The sequence below is a fragment of the Lactiplantibacillus sp. ME-2 genome (assembly GCF_022549155.1).
GTDB lineage: Bacteria > Bacillota > Bacilli > Lactobacillales > Lactobacillaceae > Lactiplantibacillus > Lactiplantibacillus plantarum.
Map to the genome: position 1 here is coordinate 1 of NZ_JAKZEQ010000002.1, position 21,811 is coordinate 21,811.

At 44.9% G+C, this 21,811-nt stretch carries 20 protein-coding genes; 15 read left to right on the plus strand and 5 right to left on the minus strand.

The genetic code is table 11. The annotated features are described in order from the left end of the window. Positions 1-160 precede the first annotated feature (160 nt). Positions 161-1,012, minus strand: a complete 852-nt coding sequence (locus MMY95_RS00725; RefSeq protein WP_003644667.1) for a polysaccharide deacetylase family protein — start codon at positions 1,010-1,012, stop codon at positions 161-163. Between the two features lie 331 nt (positions 1,013-1,343). On the opposite strand from MMY95_RS00725, the gene MMY95_RS00730 reads away from it, so the two are divergent. The 4 genes from MMY95_RS00730 to MMY95_RS00745 all read left to right on the plus strand — a co-directional run bounded on the left by MMY95_RS00730 (position 1,344) and on the right by MMY95_RS00745 (position 6,457). Further along, positions 1,344-1,628: a YxeA family protein gene (locus MMY95_RS00730; protein ID WP_241277453.1), complete on the plus strand. Its 285-nt coding sequence runs from the start codon at positions 1,344-1,346 to the stop codon at positions 1,626-1,628. Positions 1,629-1,851: 223 nt separating this feature from the next. Continuing rightward, positions 1,852-3,582, plus strand: coding sequence for an ABC transporter ATP-binding protein (locus MMY95_RS00735; RefSeq protein ID WP_003644665.1), 1,731 nt, complete (start codon positions 1,852-1,854; stop codon positions 3,580-3,582). Then, a complete protein-coding gene (locus MMY95_RS00740) occupies positions 3,582-5,471 on the plus strand; it encodes an ABC transporter ATP-binding protein (protein WP_003641422.1) in 1,890 nt (629 codons plus the stop codon). The genes MMY95_RS00735 and MMY95_RS00740 overlap by 1 nt, the downstream gene beginning before the upstream one ends. Positions 5,472-5,485: 14 nt before the next feature. Then, complete coding sequence (locus tag MMY95_RS00745) at positions 5,486-6,457, plus strand: hypothetical protein (RefSeq protein ID WP_053267751.1); 972 nt, start codon at positions 5,486-5,488, stop codon at positions 6,455-6,457. A 215-nt stretch (positions 6,458-6,672) separates the two neighbouring features. On the opposite strand, the gene MMY95_RS00750 is transcribed toward MMY95_RS00745, so the two are convergent. Then, positions 6,673-7,035, minus strand: a complete 363-nt coding sequence (locus MMY95_RS00750; protein WP_003641424.1) for a hypothetical protein — start codon at positions 7,033-7,035, stop codon at positions 6,673-6,675. A gap of 131 nt (positions 7,036-7,166) precedes the next feature. On the opposite strand from MMY95_RS00750, the gene MMY95_RS00755 reads away from it, so the two are divergent. The 4 genes from MMY95_RS00755 to manA all read left to right on the plus strand — a co-directional run bounded on the left by MMY95_RS00755 (position 7,167) and on the right by manA (position 10,864). Continuing rightward, entirely contained in the window at positions 7,167-8,195 is a 1,029-nt protein-coding gene (locus MMY95_RS00755; protein ID WP_003641425.1) for a branched-chain amino acid aminotransferase, read from the plus strand. Between the two features lie 251 nt (positions 8,196-8,446). Then, a complete protein-coding gene (locus MMY95_RS00760; RefSeq protein ID WP_003641426.1) occupies positions 8,447-8,632 on the plus strand; it encodes a hypothetical protein in 186 nt (61 codons plus the stop codon). A 170-nt stretch (positions 8,633-8,802) separates the two neighbouring features. Next, positions 8,803-9,822: a serine hydrolase domain-containing protein gene (locus MMY95_RS00765; protein WP_045353078.1), complete on the plus strand. Its 1,020-nt coding sequence runs from the start codon at positions 8,803-8,805 to the stop codon at positions 9,820-9,822. Between the two features lie 76 nt (positions 9,823-9,898). Continuing rightward, positions 9,899-10,864, plus strand: a complete 966-nt coding sequence (gene manA / locus MMY95_RS00770; protein ID WP_015640662.1) for a mannose-6-phosphate isomerase, class I — start codon at positions 9,899-9,901, stop codon at positions 10,862-10,864. 260 nt (positions 10,865-11,124) lie between these two features. Here the strand turns inward: manA and MMY95_RS00775 are convergent, their stop codons facing one another. Both MMY95_RS00775 and MMY95_RS00780 read right to left on the minus strand, forming a co-directional pair. Then, positions 11,125-11,847 carry a glutamine amidotransferase gene (locus tag MMY95_RS00775; RefSeq protein ID WP_003641430.1) on the minus strand — a complete coding sequence of 241 codons (723 nt, stop codon included), beginning with the start codon at positions 11,845-11,847 and terminating at the stop codon, positions 11,125-11,127. A 2-nt stretch (positions 11,848-11,849) separates the two neighbouring features. Then, positions 11,850-13,196: a Mur ligase family protein gene (locus MMY95_RS00780; protein ID WP_003641431.1), complete on the minus strand. Its 1,347-nt coding sequence runs from the start codon at positions 13,194-13,196 to the stop codon at positions 11,850-11,852. A gap of 261 nt (positions 13,197-13,457) precedes the next feature. On the opposite strand from MMY95_RS00780, the gene MMY95_RS00785 reads away from it, so the two are divergent. From MMY95_RS00785 to upp, 6 genes are all read left to right on the plus strand, one after another. Next, a complete protein-coding gene (locus tag MMY95_RS00785; protein ID WP_003644660.1) occupies positions 13,458-14,036 on the plus strand; it encodes a thymidine kinase in 579 nt (192 codons plus the stop codon). 13 nt (positions 14,037-14,049) lie between these two features. After that, complete coding sequence (gene prfA / locus MMY95_RS00790) at positions 14,050-15,132, plus strand: peptide chain release factor 1 (RefSeq protein ID WP_003641433.1); 1,083 nt, start codon at positions 14,050-14,052, stop codon at positions 15,130-15,132. Then, the gene (gene prmC, locus MMY95_RS00795; RefSeq protein ID WP_104795828.1) at positions 15,125-15,991 is read left to right on the plus strand and encodes a peptide chain release factor N(5)-glutamine methyltransferase; all 867 of its coding nucleotides are present in this window, start codon (positions 15,125-15,127) and stop codon (positions 15,989-15,991) included. The genes prfA and prmC overlap by 8 nt, the downstream gene beginning before the upstream one ends. A gap of 290 nt (positions 15,992-16,281) precedes the next feature. Then, positions 16,282-17,295, plus strand: a complete 1,014-nt coding sequence (locus tag MMY95_RS00800) for an L-threonylcarbamoyladenylate synthase (RefSeq protein WP_241277455.1) — start codon at positions 16,282-16,284, stop codon at positions 17,293-17,295. A 65-nt stretch (positions 17,296-17,360) separates the two neighbouring features. Then, complete coding sequence (gene glyA, locus MMY95_RS00805) at positions 17,361-18,599, plus strand: serine hydroxymethyltransferase (RefSeq protein ID WP_003641436.1); 1,239 nt, start codon at positions 17,361-17,363, stop codon at positions 18,597-18,599. Positions 18,600-18,678: 79 nt separating this feature from the next. After that, positions 18,679-19,308: a uracil phosphoribosyltransferase gene (gene upp / locus MMY95_RS00810; RefSeq protein ID WP_003639227.1), complete on the plus strand. Its 630-nt coding sequence runs from the start codon at positions 18,679-18,681 to the stop codon at positions 19,306-19,308. 317 nt (positions 19,309-19,625) lie between these two features. Here upp and MMY95_RS00815 read toward each other — a convergent pair whose 3' ends face one another. Then, positions 19,626-19,799 carry a hypothetical protein gene (locus MMY95_RS00815; protein ID WP_080371152.1) on the minus strand — a complete coding sequence of 58 codons (174 nt, stop codon included), beginning with the start codon at positions 19,797-19,799 and terminating at the stop codon, positions 19,626-19,628. A gap of 662 nt (positions 19,800-20,461) precedes the next feature. Between MMY95_RS00815 and MMY95_RS00820 the strand changes: the two genes are divergently transcribed. Beyond that, positions 20,462-21,742 (plus strand): solute carrier family 23 protein, encoded by a 1,281-nt coding sequence (locus MMY95_RS00820; RefSeq protein WP_003641437.1) that lies wholly within the window; start codon positions 20,462-20,464, stop codon positions 21,740-21,742. The last annotated feature ends 69 nt before the right edge of the window (positions 21,743-21,811 follow it).

The window sequence follows — 21,811 nt, forward strand, 5'->3', positions numbered from 1 at the left end:
TCATAATGCTGGTATATCAGCATTATGACGCTTCTCTTTTGCTAATTGGTATCAAATTAAAACCCCAATTTTGCGTTTTGGCTGTTGTGATCACAACAGCACTGTTAAGCGCTCATAAAAAAGGGTTTTGGGATCGTGTCACAAGTAAGGGTCCTATGAATTAATTATTACTCGTTAATAGTGTCTGAAAGGCCGTTAGCGACATTCCAGGTACGACCCGTTGTCGAGTGAGATTGTATGGGTTCTGTGTGCTGGTGGCGATGCCAGGTGCCGTTGATAGGGCATACTGATAGCCAGCCTGTTTATCGGCTTTAATGGTCTGCTGATTAGCACGGCCGGCTGGGTAACAAATAACTTGTGTGTTCTGTTGTAAATTATGATCGAGCCATTTTTTGGAACTTGATAATTCCGTAAGTTGAACCTGGTAAGTTAAATTATTTAAATCCAGATGGCGAACGGTGTGACTTTGAAAATCAATATTACCGGATGCTTGCATCCGCTTAGCATCAGCTAAAGTTAAGTGGTTTTTCTTATGGGTAAAGCCGGTAATAAAATTAATGGTGGCGTGTTGGTGCGTCTGTTTCAAAATTGGCCAAGCTGCTGTCATGTTATCTTTATAGCTATCGTCGAGTGTGATCCAGACAATCTTCTTTTGTGGAATTCGCCGATGTTTGAGCGCGTATACGGCTTCATTGGCAGTCAGCGTTCGGTAGCCGTGTGCCTTTAGATAAGTCATTTCAGTTTGAAATTCTTTGGCGGGGACACGTAACTGGTTCCCGCTAGAAATACTGTGATACATCAAAATAGGCAAGTGAACATCTTTGACGGTATGCCAATGTTGATAAGGCCGTGCTTGTGCTTGGTGTTTAGCCGAGCTGTGAACGCTTTTAGCGCTAGTCTTAGATGATTGACTGCTGGCTTGTTTAGTTGCCGGTGAAGCCGCCTGACAGCCTGCTAACAGGCCGAGCGCGACGCCGAGACCTAATACAAAGTTGATACCCCGCATGTGCATGATAAATCCCCCCATGATTTAAAAACTACTTCCTATTCTAATAGAATAGCATGCAAAGCGCGATAATTATTGAATTATTGTTAAAATAATTTCCTTAATGTTTAAGGAAAATCGAATTTGATTAGTAATCGTTTAAACTGATTAAGAAAGCCTAGTTAGGGTAGCCAGAGGAGCTTTACTCCGATACGATTAATAAAATAATTAATTCGGGGGATAGTATTTATGAATAAAAAAAGGGCTATTTGGTTGGCGGCGATTATTATGATGATTAGTGTAGGTACATTGTTAATTGTACCGACGATGACGAAGAATCAGGGGGAGTGAGCTGGCAATGGCGGTGGATAACTTAAACCCATTTGTTAAGGTACAAACGGTCTATGGTCGGACTAATCAGGCAATCGGCCACTCGACTGGTCAGATGGGCGAAGATATCTATACCTATCGAATGCTGACCAGCGATGCGCAAGGTAAGCAACGCTGGTTGACATTTACCGCAGATCACCGGCTAAAGCAACGACACTATTTAAAGATTGAGACGAAGGGACAAAACGTGAATTCATGGGAGGCCGTTGCGACAAATCAGGTACCTCAAAATATACAAGAAGTATTGGCTTAAATTTAGGCATAGTGCCGTGTCAGCGATTAGTGACGCAGCACTTTTTTTGTGTTATTACGAAGGCGAGCTTAATAAATTCTTAAATCCTTTTGAGTGCTAAACTGCGATGAGTGCGTTACAATATTTTACGTGAGACTTGTAAAGATGGTTGACAAAAGGACCATTTTTAGTTAGATTAAGATACTGCATTATTATGTAATAATGAATGAAGGGGAGCGTGCAAATGCTTAAAATAGCAAAGGGTCGGATTTCGTATCCCGCGGTAATCGGTGCGGTCTTATTTATGATCGTGCAAGTGATTGCGACCTTAAATCTGCCTAGTTTGACATCTAATATTGTGAATAACGGGGTGGCTACTGGTGACATTAGTTATATCTGGAAAATCGGATTTGAAATGATTGGTTTTTCATTGTTATCAGTCGTCGCAGCGTTTGGCAACGTCTTTTTGGCGGCGCGGTCATCACAACAATTAGGGAAGAATTTACGGTCGGATATTTATAAAAAGGTCATCAATTTTTCAAATGATGAATTTGATAAAGTTGAGACGTCTTCACTAATCACTCGAACGACCAATGACGTCGTCCAGATTCAAAACGTGGCCATGATGGCGTTACGAATGATGATTATGGCACCAATCATGCTGATTGGTGCAAGCTTTTTAGCGTATACCAAGAGTCATGAATTAACTTGGATCTTCGTGGTTTCTATTCCGGTACTATTGATTTTTATTGGTTTGATCATGGCATTTGCAATACCGTTGTTTCGGGCGATGCAAACTAAGACTGACCGCATCAACCTTGTTTTTCGTGAAGGCTTAACGGGAGTACGCGTTATTCGGGCATTCCGTCAAGATAAATTTGAACAGGACCGTTTTGAAGACGCTAACCAAGATTACACGCACAATGCGATTAAGGTTAATACGATTGTAGCCTTGGCTTACCCGGTAATGACTTTGATTATGAGTGGGACTAATGTGGCAATTGTCTGGTTTGGTGGCCAATTGATTAGTAGTCAAACAATGCAAGTTGGGAATATGATTGCGTTTATGACTTATGCCATGCAAGTATTGATGAGTTTCATGATGCTTGCCATGGTATTTGCGTTCATTCCACGGGCGGCCGCTTCCGCTTCCCGGATTCAAGAAGTCTTAAGTATTGAACCTAAAATTACTGACCCTGACAAGGCAGCAACGTTACCAGCGACGACTGAACACAGCTTAGAATTTGATCATGTCAACTATCGATATCAAAGTGCGGAGCAATTAGCGCTGGCAGATATTGACTTTAAAGCCCATTCTGGACAGACCGTTGCCATTATTGGTGGGACCGGTTCTGGGAAGACCACGCTCGTTAATTTAATCCCCCGATTCTATGATATTGAGAGTGGGGCGGTCAAATTAGATGGGAAAGATGTTCGGCAGTTGAAGTTAGCTGATTTACATCAAGCCGTTTCGTTTGTTCCGCAAACTGCTACTTTATTCACGGGGACGATTCGTGAAAATATGCAATTCGGTAACGAACACGCGACCGATGATGAAATCTGGCATGCGTTAGAAATTGCTCGTTCAACTGACTTCGTTAAAGAAGAAGGCGGCCTGGATGCACACGTTGAACAAGGTGGGGGTAACTTCTCTGGTGGTCAACGGCAACGATTAGCAATTGCTCGTGCACTTGTCAAACAGGCTTCCGCTTATGTATTTGATGATTCTTTCTCCGCATTGGACTTCAAGACTGATGCTCAATTACGGGCTGAATTACGCCAGGATAAACAGATTCAACAGAGTGTCGTAGTCATCGTGGCGCAACGGATTGCGACGGTGGCGGATGCTGATCTGATCTTGGTCCTAGATAACGGTAAGTTAGTCGGCAAGGGGACCCACGCTGAATTGAAAGCTAATAATGAAGTTTATCAAGAAATTATGAAGTCACAATTACGAGAGGAGGATCAGCTGTAATGAGCGAAAAGAATACGAGTTCTACTAAGCCTGCACGTCCTGCTGGCGGTCATGGCCCCGGTGGTCATGCTGGACTAGTTGAAAAGCCTAAGAGTTTTTGGAAAACGGCGATTCGATTGATGCGCTACATGTCAGACCGGTGGGTCGGTTTGGCAGTGGTCATGATTTTTGCCATTGCTTCCGTGATTTTCCAGATTCGAACACCTAAGATTTTAGGTAAAGCAACGACCGAACTTTATAAGGGAATTATGAAGGGGGCCGCGCAACAGAAGGCTGGTATCAGTCAATCCGGTTACCCAATCAACTTTGAAAAAATCGGTCAGATTATTATGATCGTTTTGATCATGTACTTGGCCTCAGCACTGTTCAACTTTATTCAACAGTACATTATGACGCGGATTTCCCAACGGACCGTGTATAAGTTGCGGCGTTCATTTAAGGGTAAGATGCAAAAGGTGCCGATTTCATATTATGATACCCATTCGAATGGGGACATTATGAGTCGGGCCGTCAATGATATGGATAATATTGCCAACACGTTGCAGCAAAACCTAACCCAAGCGGTGACAAGTACCGTCACCTTTGTTGGAACCTTATGGATGATGCTGACGATTAGTTGGAAGCTGACCTTGATTGCACTCGTTACCATTCCACTGAGTGTCGTGGTGGTTGGTGTGATTGCGCCGAAATCACAGAAATTCTTCGGAACACAGCAAAAGAGCTTGGGGTTGTTGAATAACCAAGTTGAAGAAAACTATGCTGGACACGTGGTCATCAAGAGCTTTAACAAGGAACAAGATGCCATCGATGATTTTGAAATCCAAAACAATAATTATTATCAATCAGCCTGGAAAGCGCAATTTATTTCAGGTATTATCATGCCACTGATGATGTTCTTAAATAATATTGGCTACGTCTTTGTTGCCATCATTGGTGGGATTGATGTGGCTAACGGGAACGTTTCGTTAGGTAACATTCAAGCGTTCTTACAATACACGCAACAATTTTCACAACCGATTTCACAAATGGCGAACTTGTTGAACACGATTCAATCGACCGTGGCTTCCGCTGAACGGGTCTTTGAAGTGCTTGATGAAGAAGAAATGAAACAGACGAAATCCAACTTACCAGCCGAACCAGATAGTGATAACTTGATTAGTCTGCAACACGTTCAATTTGGTTATGCGGATAACGACCTGTTAATGAAGGATTATAATCTGGACGTTAAACGTGGGCAACAAGTGGCCATCGTTGGGCCAACTGGTGCTGGTAAGACGACCATCATTAATTTGTTGGAACGTTTTTATGACATCAAAGGTGGTTCTATTAAATTGAAAGGGACCGATACACGGGACCTGGATCGTGAAGACTTGCGGTCACACTTTGCGATGGTGCTTCAAGATACCTGGCTCTTTACTGGGACGATTTTCGACAACTTGAAGTACGGCCGTGAAGATGCGTCAGATGAAGAGATTTATGCTGCGGCTAAAGCGGCCCATGTTGATAGCTTTGTTCGCAAATTGCCAGATGGTTATCAGACGGTTCTGAACGAAGAAGCTTCAAATATTTCACAGGGACAACGCCAATTATTGACGATTGCCCGGGCGTTTGTGGCTAATCCGGAAATTCTGATTTTGGATGAAGCAACGAGTTCGGTTGATACGCGGACTGAAGTGCATATTCAGCATGCCATGGAACGACTCCTGAAGAACCGGACCAGTTTTGTGGTTGCGCACCGGTTATCAACGATTCAGGGTGCGGACAACATTATTGTGATGAACCATGGGTCAGTGGTTGAAACTGGGACGCATGAACAGTTGATGGCTCAAAATGGGTTCTATGCGGATCTATATAACAGTCAATTTACTGGCAATATTAGTCTCGACTAAAGGAGGGGTGTCAATTGTTCCGGAAAACAGCAATGGTTGCCGTTACTGCGGGTGCGCTAACGTTCTTATTAGCGGGCTGTGGTAAGACAACCTTATCAACGACTAAAACCACATACAAGCCGAACGGGTTAGTAGCGGCCGTCAAAGGAAAATCCAACGTTAAAAAGGTTCATTATCAGCTTGACGGTGGTCAGACGAAGACGGCGACGGTGCGTAATCATACGTTTGTTATTCAAGTTCCGACCAAGACGACCCGCCAAACGGTGAAGATTAAGGCCGGTTCGGATACCACGACGGTGCACGTAAAGGGCGCCAAGAAGCTAGTTGGCTATCAAAAGATGGCGACGACTTACAATCAGGCTTTGATTGCTTCTAAACTCAGCAAGTCTGATCAACAGGCGGCTAAGAAGTTGCAAACTGAGGGTGCAGCCCTTAAAAAGCAACAAGCAACGATCCAAGCCAAAGTCAAGCAAGCCCAGGCCCAAATCAAGGCTGGCGGTACGGCGGCTGCCACGGGTGCTAAGACACTCCAAGCCCAACAAACTGCTGCGGCGCAACTCAAGACCAAAGCAGCTAGTTTGCAAACGACTCAGAAGCAGGTCGAAGCGGCAATGGCAACGGCGAAAAAGCAGGTCAAGTCGCAATTGTTACCGACGAAGACGCCAAGTGATGGCATTAAGAACGTGTTAACAACTAAGGATTATAAGATCCGGCTAAATGTTCAGAAGGGTGACGTATTAGGGGCAGCGATGATTGTTCCAACCAAGGCCTTTAAGAACAAGACCCGCCAGAAGAACTTTGGGACGGCGTTTGCTTTGATGACGACAACAACGGGCGCCAATGCCAAGAAGGTTATGAAACAGTTCCAGAAGGAAACCAAGGATAATAGTGGTAGTACGACGACAATCGATCCGATTACCTCTAAGGGCGTTCGCTTCACGATTGGTGTCTCCACGTCTGACTTGTATATCTTTATGACTAAGTAATGTTTTATGAGCGCGACTGGACTTTGATTAGTCAAGTAAAGCTCACTATTCGAGGTTATGACGGGACGAACCCGTAGTTCTAAGTCGGCTGCATTTTACGCTTGTAAAGTAATCAAAAAATCACCACCTGGATGAACATAATCCAGGTGGTGATTTTTTGATTGATCCATTTTAAATTTGATTCCAAATAGACCGTAAAGGTTACGTGCGTTAAATTACTCAAATGATAACTCTAAGAAGTATAAGTGTTTGGCTGGTAAATGGGCCGAAGAAACCCACACTTCATGGTAGTTAGGGACTTTTTTCTCTGTGTAATCGAAGAAGAAATCAAGTAAGTTGCCGTTTTTAGCGACAAAGTCATCCTGAAATCGGTTGACTAATAGCTTGTTGTCAGGAAAATAAATTTCGGGGTTAGCGACCTTAATATGATCGGGAACACCCATCCGAACGACATTCGTGTATTCCGGTTGGGTAAACTGAATTTCAGTCGGGTGATGGGTGATATAGAACATGACGTTATAAATTGAATCTGAATTACTAGCCACGACAAACCAGTCCTTTGCTAAATTTACACTCATTATACCAAAAAAATCTTAAAGCGTTGGAAATGTTTGACGGGCCCTTGACAAACTTCTAATTAACCATTAATCTTTTAATTAAATTCAAATTAATTAATTTGGAAAATTACATATAAAGGAAGTCGAAGCATATGGCAGACGTACAATTAGACTGGAACAACTTGGGGTTTGAATATCGGAATCTTCCGTACCGTTATCGTGCGTATTGGAAAGATGGTGCTTGGTACAAAAAAGAATTAACGGGAGATGCAACTTTACATATTAGTGAAGGCTCAACAGCATTACACTATGGTCAACAAGACTTTGAAGGCTTAAAAGCTTACCGCACTAAAGATGGTAGTGTTCAATTATTCCGGCCAGATCGTAATGCAGCCCGAATGCAGACCAGCTGTGAACGGTTATTAATGCCACAAGTGCCGACAGACATGTTTGTGGACGCTGTTAAACAGGTTGTTAAGGCTAATCAAGATTACGTGCCACCGTATGGAACTGGTGCGACTTTATACTTACGGCCATTGATGATCGGGGTTGGGGGTAACATTGGTGTTCATCCAGCTCAGGAATACATCTTCACGGTCTTTGCCATGCCAGTTGGTAGTTATTTCAAAGGCGGGATGACGCCAACCAACTTTACGACGTCCGAATATGATCGTGCGGCCCATAAAGGAACCGGGGCTTATAAAGTTGGTGGGAATTATGCGGCTAGCTTATTCCCAGGTCAAGAAGCTCATGCCAACGGTTTCTCCGACTGTGTTTATCTTGACCCGGTTGAACATCGTAAGATTGAAGAAGTAGGTTCAGCGAACTTCTTCGGGATTACTAAGGATGGCACTTTTGTGACACCCAAGTCACCATCAATTCTACCTTCCGTTACGAAATATTCATTACTCTACTTGGCAGAACATAAATTTGGGATGAAGACTGAACAAGGCGACGTCTACATTGATGATTTAGACCGGTTTGCTGAAGCTGGGGCTTGTGGGACAGCTGCGGTTATTTCACCAATCGGTGGCTTGGAACATCAAGGCAAGTTACACGTGTTCTACAGTGAAACGGAAGTTGGTCCGGTAACGAAAAAATTATATGATGAATTAACTGGAATTCAATTTGGCGATCGGGAAGCGCCTGAAGGTTGGGTCCAGAAAGTTGAATTAGACTAAGTACAGTGTTGTTTGTGTGAATAAAAAGACGGCTTTAGTAAGACCCGTGATACGGGTGGAACTAAAGTCGTTTTTATGTGCGTGCGCATGATGCACGTGGTATTGTGAATAGTAAGAAATGCTGTCTAATCAGTAGACGCATGATCGGAACGACAGTTATTCGGCTAAGGGGACGTTACGGTTAGGTTAAGATTGCTGATTGTGATGTAAAGTTGCTGAAGAAACGCTAAAATTAAAGGGAGTTGGGCAAGATGATAAAGTGGAGTAATCGACATTGGCAGACAGTTGAATGGGTCAGCACGGGAATTTTGGTGGGCTGTACGTTACTGTATAATCATCAGGTTGTCTCGAATCAATGGCTTCTCGTCATTGGCGGGGCCGCTTTAATCAGTTATTGGTTGGTCACATTACCGCGGTTATTCGGAAGTCAGCACTAGCTTCGGGCAGGCCGTTGATGCAATCAGGTCAGTTCGTATCCGCAGAAATTGTCAGGGTAAAACGTGGACAGTTTGCCAGGTTACTTGGTTGATACTGACCTTGAAGGTAGTTTAGCCACAGTCAATCCCAACTTGAATCATGATCCTAATAAGAGAGAATGAATAAATTAATGTTAACTTTTAGTAGAACCGCAGCACTAATTAACCAAATGGTCCAAGATCAAGTGATCCCAGGGGCGAGTTATGCCTTGATTGATGGGGCTGAGTGGCACACGAATCAAGTGGGCGTCGCTCAAATAAAACCAACGATCAAACCATTATGGCCGGATGCGATGTATGATTTAGCCTCGGTTACTAAGGTCGTGGGAACAACAACCGTGGCGATGCAGTTGATGCAAAATGGGCAACTTGAAATTGACCGCCCCGTGCATGACTACCTACCGGCTTTACAGTCCACAACGATTACGGTTCGTAATTTGATGACCCATACAAGTGGGCTGAGTGGTTATATTCCAAATCGGAATGCGTTGTCAGCGGATGCGTTATTAGCCGCGATTCAGCAGCTACCAATCAGTGAGCGTAACCGCAATCATCGGGTGGTTTATACGGATTTAGGCTTGATCATCATGGGGCAAGTCATTGAACGAATTCTTGGAGCGGCCATTCAGCCAATTATCACTGAGCGCGTCTTGCAGCCATTAGGGTTGGCACACACGAGTTTTCAACCTCAACTAGCGCAAACCGTTCCGACGACGTATTCTGTGAAAACTGGGTTGTTACGGGGGATCGTTCATGATCCTAAGGCCAGAGTCTTAGGTGAACACTGTGGTTCCGCCGGTTTATTTGCCAGTGTGACAGACCTTGTTCGGTTTTCACAACTGATGCTCGGCCAAATCGACGTACCAGCTGTGCTATCACAGGCCACGATTGCAAGCTTGTATCAAGATTGGACGCCCAATCAACACTTACGCCGGAGCTTTGGTTGGAACCTCTGGCACCGTTCTAATGAGACGCTGCCGGTGATTTTTCATACTGGTTATACTGGCACGCTCCTGATGCTTGACCGTCAACGGCAACGGGGCCTTGTTTTCTTATCCAATCGGGTGCATCCAGTTGCAAATAATTCGGTGTTCCTTCCAGCACGTCGCCGGTTAATTGCGGCTTGGTTGGCGGATACGGTTACAAATTAGCTACTTCGGTTTCACAACCGCTTTCATTTATGCTAAAATTTAGATATTAAATTCAACAATGGAGTGAGTAGATCTTATGAGTGAGCCATACTTTTTAAAGCCGGTGTTCCATGAAAAAATTTGGGGCGGTACCAAATTACATGATGATTTTAATTATGATATTCCCAGTGATCATACTGGTGAATGTTGGGCTATTTCAGCTCATCCGCATGGTCCGGCGACCGTTGAAAATGGGCCGTACGCTGGCATGACACTGGATCGGGTATGGGCAGAACATCGTGATGTGTTCGGTGATGCTAAGGGAGATGTCTTCCCACTATTAACGAAAATCTTGGATGCTAGTGAAGATTTGTCGGTGCAAGTGCATCCTGATGATGCGTACGCGGCTGAACACGAGCACGAACTTGGCAAGACTGAATGCTGGTACGTGATTGCGGCTGAACCGGGTGCAACGATGATTTATGGTCATCATGCGAAGACCCGTGAACAGCTCGCTGAATGGATCAACAACGGTGAATGGGATAAGCTATTACGGCGAGTGCCCGTTAAGCCTGGTGATTTCCTTTATGTTCCATCTGGAACGATTCACGCCGTTGGTAAGGGAATTATGGTGTTAGAAACGCAGCAGAGTTCTGATACGACTTACCGGCTATATGATTGGGACCGGGTCGACAAGACCACTGGTCAGAAGCGCGAACTGCATTTGCAACAATCCATTGATACAACTAACGTTCCGCATCATGACCCTGACCTTGACATCACAACCACCCAGGTTGGGGATGCAACGGTGACCAAATACGTCCAATCACCATTCTTTGGTGTTTGGCAATGGCGGCTAACAAATGGGCAAGCAACTTTTAACCGGGGAACAGCACCTTATACGTTAGTCTCTGTACTGGATGGTGAAGGTAGCATTGTCGTTGACGGTCAAGACTATCCATTGAGTAAGGGCGTCCACTTTATCTTGCCATTTGACGTAAAACAATGGACATTGAAAGGCGATTTACAAATTATTGCTTCAGAACCTGGGGCTAAGGCGTAATTAGTTAACCCCTTGATGGGATAAAAAAGATTGATACTGGTTGGAAGCCACTATCAATCTTTTTTTGTGTATCTACTGATAGTATCAGTTTATTAATAATCGCTATCTGAAAGTATATAAATATTTATTATAGCTTGAAGGGGTTTACTAATGAGAAGGCTTCCAAAAACTGTTATCATTGTAACCAATTAATACGGATCAAACTAAAAAAATCGTCACTGGCTGGTAACTAAGTCAGTGGCGATTTTGAGTGATACGTTTTAAGGTTTCACGATGACGTTTTTAGTGAGGTCTTCGTTGAGTTGATCCAGTGCATCGAAGTTGCCTTCAGGGTACTTACGTTGTAAGGCCAGTTTCAAGATTCGTTTGGCGAGGGCTTCATTGCGTGCAAGGATTGGACCATGGAAGTAAGACCCAAAGGTGTTCTTGTAGATAACGCCTTCAGATTGATCTTTGCCATTATTGCCGTTACCTTGGAGCACTTGACCAAGGGGCCGTTCACCTTCGCCCAGGAAGGTCATCCCGTTGTGGTTTTCAAAACCATAGTAGGTCTGGTGGGTTTCGGCGTTCTCAATGGTTATATTACCAATAAAGCGATTGTTATCCTGACTGAGCGTGTAATGATCTAAGGCACCGATACCCGCGATCTTTTCACCATGGGCCCCAATGTAGTAATGGCCCAGCATTTGAAAGCCACCACAGATTGCTAATAATGGGCCACCGGCTTCGATATATGCGGTCAAGGCGTCTTTTTTCGTTTGTAAATCCTTGGAAACAATCGTTTGCTCGTAATCCTGACCACCGCCGAAGAGGGCGAAGTCATATTTTTCTTCGTCAAACCGATCATCCAAGCTAACTAAGTCAACAGTGATGTCGGCATCCACTGCTTTAGCATAGTAGCGCATTGCTAAAATGTTACCGATATCACCATACGTGTTCATTAGATCGCCGTAGAGGTGTGCGGCGTGTAGTGTATAAGTCATGGTTAAGCCATCCCCCCATCGATAATGCCTTGGCTAGCAAGTTGTTTTCGTAATTGCAACATCGCGGTGTAAGTTGCGACGACGTAGACTTGCTTGGTCGGTAGTTTTTGAATTGCGGTCGTCATGTTGGTCAGGTCAGGAATAATGGTTAACTGATCTTCCGGTACCCCAGCAACTTTTAGCCGGAACGTGATATCACGATAACGTTCACCGCCACTAATATAGGCGGGAATATTCAATGCCGGTAATTTTTCAAAATTACCATCCCAGATCCAACTAGTATCAATACCATCTGCATAGTTTGCGTTGAGCAGAGCGGCAAATGAGAATGGCCGGTCATCGGTGCTGATTGTTTGCAAGACTTGGTTAAGGCCCACTGGATTCTTGACGAGAATCAGCGTGACGTCCTTTTCGCCAACGTGAAAGGTCTCTTGACGACCAAAGACTTGTTCATCGTTGTCGCTAAGGGCGTGCGCGATTTTGGCCGGCGTGACGTCCATGAAGCGCCCAACCGCGTAGGCAGCTAGCGCATTATAAATATTGTATTGACCACCGATATTAAGATGCATGGCCTGACCGTTGATTTCAAAGTCTGAGCTAGTCGGTGTCATAGCGGTTAGGGCGTTTAATTTGTATGTCAACTGTGGACGCTCAAAACCGCAGTGGGGACAATAATACTTGCCCATATTGCTATAAGTTCGACTATGGTAACGCAAAATATGCTGACAACGCGGACAAAGCAGGCCATCCGTATTTGCTGGCGCTTGTTGGTCATGGTCGGGCTGGTAGTCAAATCCGTAATACAGTATCGGATTAGGCAATTGTTTGGCATTGAAGAGTGGCAAATCACCGTTGGCAATAATTGTCGCTTCAGGTGCTAAAGCAACCCCGTCTAAGATTTTTTGATATGTCGTGTAGATTTCACCATATCGATCCATCTGGTCACGGAAAATGTTCGTGAAGACAAAGGCTTTTGGCGTGATGTACTTGGTGACCATGATTACGTTAGCTTCGTCGACTTCTAGAACTGCGAGTGGCTTTTGGTGCGCTTTAGGTGCCCGTAAAAAGGTCGTGACGATACCTTGCTTCATGTTGGATCCACTTGGATTGGTTAAAATGTCAGGGTACTGTTCACGTAAAACCTTGACCGTCAAGGCGGTCGTTAACGTTTTACCGTTGGTCCCAGTGATGACGATGACGTCGTAGTTTTTAGCGAGATGCTTTAAAATCGTTGGATCGAGCTTCAGCGCTAACTTGCCGGGGAGTGAGCTCCCACCGCCACGGAAGGTGTGTAAAAACCAATATGCGGATTTACCCGTCCAGGTGGCTAATGTACTATTAATTGACATAAGTTATCGGTACCCCTAATTCTTGATTTACCTGGGAAATGATCAGTGTGACCAACTACCGGGTATTAAAATCATAATTACCGGACAAAATGTCCTACTCTCAAGTATTTTATACTGAACGTCCCTAAAAGAAAAGTGATACTCCCGCCATTTAACCGCATATTATCAATTCGTTAATTAGTTTTAATGACAGAATGCTGAAATTCACGGCCAAATCCGCTATAATTGACTAGAAATGTGTAAAAAAGGGGAATGAGTCGCTTGGCACAGTTATTTTTTCGATATGGCGCGATGAACAGTGGTAAAACCATTGAAATTTTGAAAGTTGCCCATAACTATGAGGAACAAGATAAGTCGGTCATTATCTTAACGAGTGGCTTAGATAATCGTGATGGTGTGGGCTATGTTGCGAGTCGCATTGGCCTTAAACGTGAAGCAACGCCAGTATTTGATGATACCAATATTTTTGAGATCGTTAAACAAACGAATCCGGATGCTGCGTGCGTTTTAATCGACGAAGCCCAATTTTTGAAAAAGCATCACGTCCTAGAATTGGCTGACATTGTTGATGAGCTAAAGATTCCAGTGATGACGTTTGGTTTAAAGAATGATTTTCGTAACGAATTGTTCGAAGGTAGCAAGTACCTACTGCTATATGCGGACAAGATCGAAGAAATGAAGACGATCTGCTGGTTCTGTCGTAAAAAAGCAATTATGAATTTACGGTTCCACGATGGTCAGCCCGTTTATGAAGGCGAACAAGTTCAAATCGGGGGTAATGAGGCGTACTACCCAGTTTGTCGTCATCATTATTTTTACCCGCCGAAATTAACAAAGTGAGGATTAACTGAGAATGGATAAGTTTTTTGATAAGTTACAAGCCGTTGCCGATCGGTATGAGGAACTCGGTGAACTATTAAGTGATCCGGAAGTTATTTCGGATTCTCAACGTTTCATGAAGTTATCTAAGGAAATGGGTAATATTCGTGAAACGGTTGAAAAATATAATCACTACAAGGAAGTCACGAGTCAGATCGAAGAAAATGACGAATTGCTTCATGAAAAGCTCGACGATGAGATGAACGCGATGGTCAAAGATGATTTAAAGAACCTTAACGCGGAAAAGGATCAATTGGAACATGAAATCACGTTATTGATGTTGCCTAAAGACCCTAACGATGACAAGAACATCATCATGGAAATTCACGGTGCTGCTGGTGGTGACGAAGCTAGTTTGTTTGCTGCGGACCTGTTCAACATGTACTCGAAGTACGCAGAACGTCAAGGCTGGCAAGTAGAAGTGGCTGATCGTAATGAAACTGAAGTTGGTGGCTTTAAAGAAATCGTTCTGATCATTTCTGGTGACAAGGTCTACTCTAAGCTGAAGTATGAGAGTGGCGCGCACCGGGTACAGCGGGTGCCAGTGACTGAATCAGCTGGGCGGGTTCATACCTCAACTGCAACAGTCGGCGTTATGCCGGAAGCGCAGGATGTTGACATTGATATTGATCAAAAAGATATTCGGACCGATGTTTTTCGTTCATCTGGTGCTGGTGGTCAGCATATCAACAAGACGTCTTCAGCGGTGCGGATGACCCACTTACCAACCGGTATCGTGGTCTCGATGCAAGACCAACGTTCGCAACAGCAAAACCGGGCCAAAGCGATGGAAATCTTGCGGGCACGGGTCTACGACTACTATCAGTCACGGGAACAAAACGAATATGATGCTGAACGTAAATCAGCCGTTGGGACGGGTGACCGTTCTGAACGTATTCGGACTTACAATTTTCCACAAAATCGGGTGACGGATCATCGAATTGGGTTAACGCTCAACAAACTTGACCGGGTGATGAACGGCGAGTTAGACGAAGTTATTGATGCCCTCGTTTTAGCTGATCAAGCTGAAAAAATGGAGCGCTTAACTAATGAATAAGCCCACTCAACCCACTTATTTTGAAGCCCAGCAGTGGGCTTCTTTTTGTCTAAAAACGTCCCAGTTGCCGACTGATAGTGCTCGCTTCCTGTTATTGGGCTTGAGTCGGCTAGACCAGACACAATTACTCATTCGTTACCGCGAGCCGCTACCCAGTGCTGTTTGGCGTGCTTATCAGCAGGGGATTGACCGGGTTGTTGCTGGTGAGCCAGTGCAGTACGTACTCGGAGACGCACCGTTTTATGGACTCACGTTACAAGTTGATCCAGCAGTGCTTATTCCTAGAGTTGAAACAGAAGAATTGGTAGACTGGATTTTGACGGATGTCCCAGCGACAGCGCCAGTTCGACTCTTAGACGTTGGTACCGGCTCGGGCGCCATTGCATTGGCAATCAAACACGAACGGCCGGCATGGGAGATTACGGCCAGCGACATTTCAACCGCTGCGCTGCAAGTTGCCAAAGCCAATGCGGACCGCCTACATTTAGATGTTAAGCTGGTTCACAGTGATCTATTGACCAGCGTATCTGCGCAGCCGTTTGATATTATTGTCAGTAATCCGCCATACATCGCTGCGAGCGAAAAAGACGTCATGGACGCCAGCGTCCTCGCCCACGAGCCACAAACGGCCTTATTTGCTGACCACGATGGGTTGGCACTTTACGAGCAGTTAGCGACGACGGTTGCCGATCATCTGACTTCGACCGGTCGCTTATACTTGGAATTCGGCTACCATCAGGGACCGGCCTTGCAGACGCTTTTCGCGCAGTCGATGCCCGACGCGACCGTGACGCTGCGACAAGACATGGCGGGTCACGATCGGATGCTGCGAGTTGCAATGACTCTGACTCGGCAATAGTTGCGCGTTATCCTGGAGAATGCTGATAAAAGCGGGCCGATTAGGTAGATTGCTGTTTGTAATCCGCGTCCCATTCCGGCCTTCGGGGGTGGGTGAACGCAGTCGTCGATTTGAGCCCGCACATAACCCGCGTTATCTCAAATGTGAGTCTTATCCTAAGCGGGCTGTTTTTAACCTGGGAGGTACGGCGTGAATTTATGAGCAATTGATTAAGTCCGTGATGTAAATAATAAATAATATTATATGAAAGTAACGATGAATTAATAATAAAGTAGAGGTTTGAATATATTATGGAAACGAAAGTATATACGCCGGCGGAGATTCCGGCCGCTGCGGCGTTGTTAACTGCGGGGCAGTTAGTGGCATTCCCAACGGAGACGGTCTATGGGCTAGGTGCCGATGCGACAAATGTGGATGCTGTTAAGCAAGTGTACTTAGCTAAAGGCCGCCCGAGTGATAATCCTTTGATCGTGCATGTTGCTGATGTGGAAACCGTTGAGCGGTTTGCTCAACCGTTATCGGAAGCAGCCAAGAAGCTGGTTAAGGCGTTTTGGCCAGGCCCCCTGACGATGATTTTTAAATTGAAACCAGATGCGTTGGCACCAGAAGTTACTGGTGGGCTGCAGACGGCGGCTTTCCGTAATCCTGATAATGAGGCAACCCTGGCTTTGATTCGTGCTGCCGGAACGCCTATCGTGGGACCATCCGCTAATACATCTGGTAAGCCGAGTCCGACGACGGCGCAGCACGTATTGCATGATCTACGTGGTAAAATTGCTGGTATTCTGGATGATGGTCCGACGAAGGTTGGCGTTGAATCTACAGTTCTGGATCTTTCAACCGACCAACCAGCAATTCTACGGCCCGGTGCCGTAACGCCTGAAGCAATCGAACGGGTCATTGGCATGCCAGTTCAAACCGAATTGCACCATGTCGGAGCTAAGGAAGTTCCTAAGGCGCCGGGGATGAAATATAAGCACTATGCGCCAAACGCACAAGTTTATATCGTTGATCGTTCGGAAGATTGGCCAGAAGCGCTGGCGTGGGCAGCCCAGCAAGATGTGCCAATGGGCGTTATGGCAACAGATGATATTTTAACTAACAATCAAATTCCGGCTAATTGCGAACAATTTTCGCTTGGAGAAGATATTCAATCGGCAAGTCGAGAGCTGTTCGCGGGCTTGCGGCACTTTGATACTGAGACGGAAATTAAAGATATTCTGTGCCAAGCCTTTGAAAATAAAGGACTTGGGCTTGCCTACATGAACCGATTAAATAAATCTGCCGGTCAGACTCATTTTTAGTGTATAATGATTGCAAGTCGGGAAAACCCGAAAGTTGTCACTTGCGAAATGGAGGAGATTTATTCATGAATTACCAGGAACAAGATCCAGAAGTATGGGCTGCGATTAGTAAGGAACAGGCACGGCAACAACATAATATTGAGTTGATTGCTTCTGAGAACATCGTTTCAAAGGGCGTCCGGGCAGCGCAGGGGAGTGTGCTGACCAATAAATACTCTGAAGGCTATCCGGGTCACCGCTTTTACGGTGGTAACGAATACATTGACCAAGTGGAAACCTTAGCCATTGAACGGGCTAAGAAATTATTTGGTGCGGAATATGCTAATGTGCAACCACACTCTGGTTCCCAAGCCAATGCGGCTGCATATATGGCACTGATTCAACCTGGTGACCGGGTGATGGGGATGTCACTAGATGCTGGGGGACACTTAACACATGGATCTAGTGTGAACTTCTCTGGTAAACTTTACGATTTTCAAGGTTATGGGCTCGATCCTGAAACTGAAGAATTAAACTATGATGCAATTCTTGCACAAGCACAAGATTTTCAACCAAAGTTAATCGTTGCGGGGGCTTCTGCTTATAGTCGGTTGATTGATTTCAAGAAGTTTCGCGAGATTGCGGATCAAGTTGGGGCCTTATTGATGGTTGATATGGCTCATATTGCCGGCTTAGTTGCGGCCGGGCTACATCCTAATCCAGTGCCATATGCTGATGTGGTTACGACAACGACGCACAAAACGTTACGGGGGCCCCGTGGCGGTATGATTTTAGCGAAAGAAAAGTATGGCAAGAAGATCAACTCGGCCGTTTTCCCTGGCAATCAGGGTGGGCCGTTGGATCACGTAATTGCGGGTAAAGCGATTGCTTTGGGCGAAGACTTACAGCCTGAGTTTAAGGTTTATGCCCAACATATCATTGATAATGCCAAGGCAATGGCGAAGGTCTTCAATGACTCTGACTTGGTTCGGGTTATTTCTGGTGGCACGGACAATCATTTAATGACGATTGATGTCACTAAGTCTGGTTTGAACGGTCGCCAAGTACAAGATCTGTTAGATACGGTTTATATTACGGTCAACAAAGAAGCGATTCCGAATGAGACGTTAGGGGCTTTCAAGACCTCTGGTATTCGGTTGGGAACACCTGCGATTACGACCCGTGGTTTTGACGAAGCTGATGCAACTAAGGTCGCTGAATTGATTTTGCAAGCGTTACAAGCACCGACAGATCAAGCAAATCTAGATGACGTTAAACAGCAAGCAATGGCTTTAACAGCGAAGCACCCGATCGATGTTGATTAAGTAATTTATATCAGGTCTGGTTTTTTCTCTCTAAATTAGCTACAATAGAAAGAAATCACTAAGGAGTGTGCGTAGCAACATGGGTAAGTTTGAGGTTTTGGATCATCCGCTCATTCAACATAAATTGACGATCATTCGGGAAAAGAACTGTGGTACTAAGGTCTTCCGGGAAATGGTTAACGAAATTTCAACGTTGATGGCGTACGAAGTATCACGCGATATGCCGTTGAAGGACATTGAGATTGAAACACCGATTGCCAAGTCAACGCAAAAAACGTTGGCAGGTAAGAAAGTCGCCATTGTACCAATCTTACGGGCTGGCTTAGGGATGGTTGACGGTTTCTTAAACATGATTCCGGCAGCTAAAGTTGGGCACGTTGGGATGTATCGGGATGAAAAGACCTTGAAGCCGGTCGAATATTTCGTTAAATTACCAAGTGATATTTCACAACGGCAATTATTTGTCGTTGATCCAATGTTAGCCACTGGTGGTTCAGCCATCATGGCGATGGATATGTTGAAAAAGCGCGGCGCAAGTAATATTAAGTTTATGTGTTTAGTTGCGGCGCCTGAGGGTGTTAAGGCACTTCGGGACGCACATCCAGACATCGACGTTTACACGGCAGCACTTGATGACCATTTAAATGAAGATGGCTACATCGTTCCTGGTTTGGGCGATGCGGGCGACCGGTTATTTGGTACGAAGTAAGTTGCATTGACAAAAGGTAGCACCGCCAGGCAATGTCTGGGGGGCTACCTTTTTGTTTTCCAAAATTATTAACAACTTTAGCTATAATCATCCGCATTCTGTGAGTTCATTAGTCATGAATCGTGACTAAAACGTGCTAATTTCTAAGATTAGAAGCAGCCAGCTATGGACCACTGGAAACGGGTGTAAGTGGGCGTAAACATGCTTTGCTGGTTCGTCCTAAGCCGACTTCCAGTCGTGACAGTGTTCGAATGGCTGACGAAGATGTACCTAACTTTTGATGAATTTGTCGTTGCTTTTTACAACCAGTAATTTTGTCAATCAACTGGCAGACTGAAAATGATATTGAGATAGCTCACTAATCCTGAATTGGTGTAGTAAAATTTAATCTCTTGACAAAGTGCTAATGCACCTAACGCTTTGTTTGAAGTTCCAGTGTCAAAATAGTCAGCGACAAATTGTACCAAGTTAAGTGGCCGTTCATCAGCCATTTGAGCGGCTTACCGACCGGAGGGGCTTGGGTGACAATGCTAAGTAGCCAAATTATTCTTAGCTGGAAGTGGTCTGCTTCCGGCTTAGAATAAGACTCGTATTTGAGATGACGCGGGTTATGCGTTAGCTCAAATCGATGTCGGCTGCGTTCCAGCAATTGGCACCCAGCCCCGGAGGTCGGCATAGGACCCACACCGGCTGACGTGCAATAATCTAATTAGCACGTTTTAATCACCGTTAATGCCAAATAATAATTTGTACAACGCGTATATTATAGGTAGTTATTGACATTAACTGTTGGGGGACACTGGATAATTAGGGTGTTTTAGATGGCGATTACACTGTATTGGTCGAATATTCGGTAACGTTGGGTGAGAAAGTCACATTATTTCAGGAATGTTGTCGCAAATATTATGATGTTTTGAACTAATATCGTTTTTAGGGGCTGTTACTGGTTCGGTTCAAACATTGAGTTGACAATTATTTCGGAGACGAGTAGACTAATTGCAATTAAACAGTTCCTTTAAATTAGCTCAGAGAGGCTGAAAAGGATGAACGGACGTACGCTTTCAAGGAAGCCGTGCGTAATTTCGGACAGCCTAGCCGCTTTGAGTGGTGGGCTGTCTTTTCTTTTGCAATCATTCATAAAAAGGGGTGCGTTATGACAAAGAAAGCGGCGTTTCATAATGATGAAGTCGTGTTAGATATTCATGACCGACCAAAATTAGGTAGTTGGTTAGGCTTGTCGGTGCAACATCTGTTCTCGATGTTTGGTTCCACGGTATTGGTGCCAATCCTGGTGGGATTAAATCCAGGTATTGCGCTGTTTAGCTCTGGTGTTGGGACGCTAATGTATATCCTCATCACGCGCGGAAAGATTCCGGCGTATATGGGCTCGAGCTTTTCATTTATCGTTGTGATGCAGTCTCTGATGAAGACCGCAGGATATCCGGCCATCGCTCAGGGGACTGTCGCGGTGGGCTGTGTGTACCTGCTAGTTAGTTTATTAGTTACTTTAATTGGTTCTGACTGGATCGATAAGGCGCTTCCCCCGATCGTCGTGGGGCCGATTGTGATGGTAATTGGGTTGTCACTCGCAGGGACGGCAGCTAAGGACGCAACAATGAACGGGAGTAGTTATGATATTAAATATTTCGGCGTCGCGATGGCGACGATGTTACTGACCGTCATTTTTAACATGTACTTGCGTGGATTTATGAGTTTAGTACCGATATTGTTGGGAATCGTCTGTGGGTATATCATTGCCGTGTTAGTTGGAATCGTTGACTTTTCTGGTGTGGAAAAAGCGCAGTGGTTTGCGATGCCCGCCTTTCAATTGCCTTTTATTAGTTATCATCCTGGCATTTATTGGGGCGCGATTCTGAGTATGGCACCAATCGCCTTTGTGACGATGTCAGAACATATGGGCCATATTATGGTACTCAATAAGTTGACTAAGCGGAATTTCTTCAAGGATCCAGGTTTGAACCATACATTGGCTGGCGACGGGACAGCCTCGATTATCGCCGGCTTTGTCGGTGGACCACCCGTGACCTCCTATGGTGAAAATATTGGGGTGCTGGCAATTACGCGGGTCCACAGTATTTATGTGCTCGGTGGGGCCGCCTTTTTTGCCATCGTCTTTAGTTTTGTGGGTAAGTTATCCGCGTTGATCGAGAGTATTCCATCACCCGTCATCGGTGGGGTCAGCTTTCTACTGTTTGGGGTAATTGCTTCAAGTGGGATGCGAATTCTGATTGATAATAAAGTTGATTTTAATCAGAAGCGAAATTTAATGATTGCATCAGCGATTTTGGTCATTGGAATTGGCAATGCCTATTTACAACTGGGAAGCTTTCAGTTCAGTGGTCTAGCAGTTGCAACGGTGCTCGGAATTGTGATGAACTTGGTGCTGCCAAAGACGGCGGTAAATGAGAAGTAGGCCGTCATTGCGCGTGCCAAGAATGAAAATAAAGTCAAAATAATGAAAATCCAACGATTTGAAAGCTTA

Bases quoted from the DNA above. Each gene is read 5' to 3' on its own strand.
- MMY95_RS00725 (WP_003644667.1), bottom strand. From the start codon at position 1,012: ATGCACATGCGGGGTATCAACTTTGTATTAGGTCTCGGCGTCGCGCTC.
- MMY95_RS00730 (WP_241277453.1), top strand. From the start codon at position 1,344: ATGGCGGTGGATAACTTAAACCCATTTGTTAAGGTACAAACGGTCTAT.
- MMY95_RS00735 (WP_003644665.1), top strand. From the start codon at position 1,852: ATGCTTAAAATAGCAAAGGGTCGGATTTCGTATCCCGCGGTAATCGGT.
- MMY95_RS00740 (WP_003641422.1), top strand. From the start codon at position 3,582: ATGAGCGAAAAGAATACGAGTTCTACTAAGCCTGCACGTCCTGCTGGC.
- MMY95_RS00750 (WP_003641424.1), bottom strand. From the start codon at position 7,035: ATGAGTGTAAATTTAGCAAAGGACTGGTTTGTCGTGGCTAGTAATTCA.
- MMY95_RS00755 (WP_003641425.1), top strand. From the start codon at position 7,167: ATGGCAGACGTACAATTAGACTGGAACAACTTGGGGTTTGAATATCGG.
- MMY95_RS00760 (WP_003641426.1), top strand. From the start codon at position 8,447: ATGATAAAGTGGAGTAATCGACATTGGCAGACAGTTGAATGGGTCAGC.
- MMY95_RS00765 (WP_045353078.1), top strand. From the start codon at position 8,803: ATGTTAACTTTTAGTAGAACCGCAGCACTAATTAACCAAATGGTCCAA.
- manA (WP_015640662.1), top strand. From the start codon at position 9,899: ATGAGTGAGCCATACTTTTTAAAGCCGGTGTTCCATGAAAAAATTTGG.
- MMY95_RS00775 (WP_003641430.1), bottom strand. From the start codon at position 11,847: ATGACTTATACACTACACGCCGCACACCTCTACGGCGATCTAATGAAC.
- MMY95_RS00780 (WP_003641431.1), bottom strand. From the start codon at position 13,196: ATGTCAATTAATAGTACATTAGCCACCTGGACGGGTAAATCCGCATAT.
- prfA (WP_003641433.1), top strand. From the start codon at position 14,050: ATGGATAAGTTTTTTGATAAGTTACAAGCCGTTGCCGATCGGTATGAG.
- prmC (WP_104795828.1), top strand. From the start codon at position 15,125: ATGAATAAGCCCACTCAACCCACTTATTTTGAAGCCCAGCAGTGGGCT.
- MMY95_RS00800 (WP_241277455.1), top strand. From the start codon at position 16,282: ATGGAAACGAAAGTATATACGCCGGCGGAGATTCCGGCCGCTGCGGCG.
- glyA (WP_003641436.1), top strand. From the start codon at position 17,361: ATGAATTACCAGGAACAAGATCCAGAAGTATGGGCTGCGATTAGTAAG.
- upp (WP_003639227.1), top strand. From the start codon at position 18,679: ATGGGTAAGTTTGAGGTTTTGGATCATCCGCTCATTCAACATAAATTG.
- MMY95_RS00815 (WP_080371152.1), bottom strand. From the start codon at position 19,799: ATGGCTGATGAACGGCCACTTAACTTGGTACAATTTGTCGCTGACTAT.
- MMY95_RS00820 (WP_003641437.1), top strand. From the start codon at position 20,462: ATGACAAAGAAAGCGGCGTTTCATAATGATGAAGTCGTGTTAGATATT.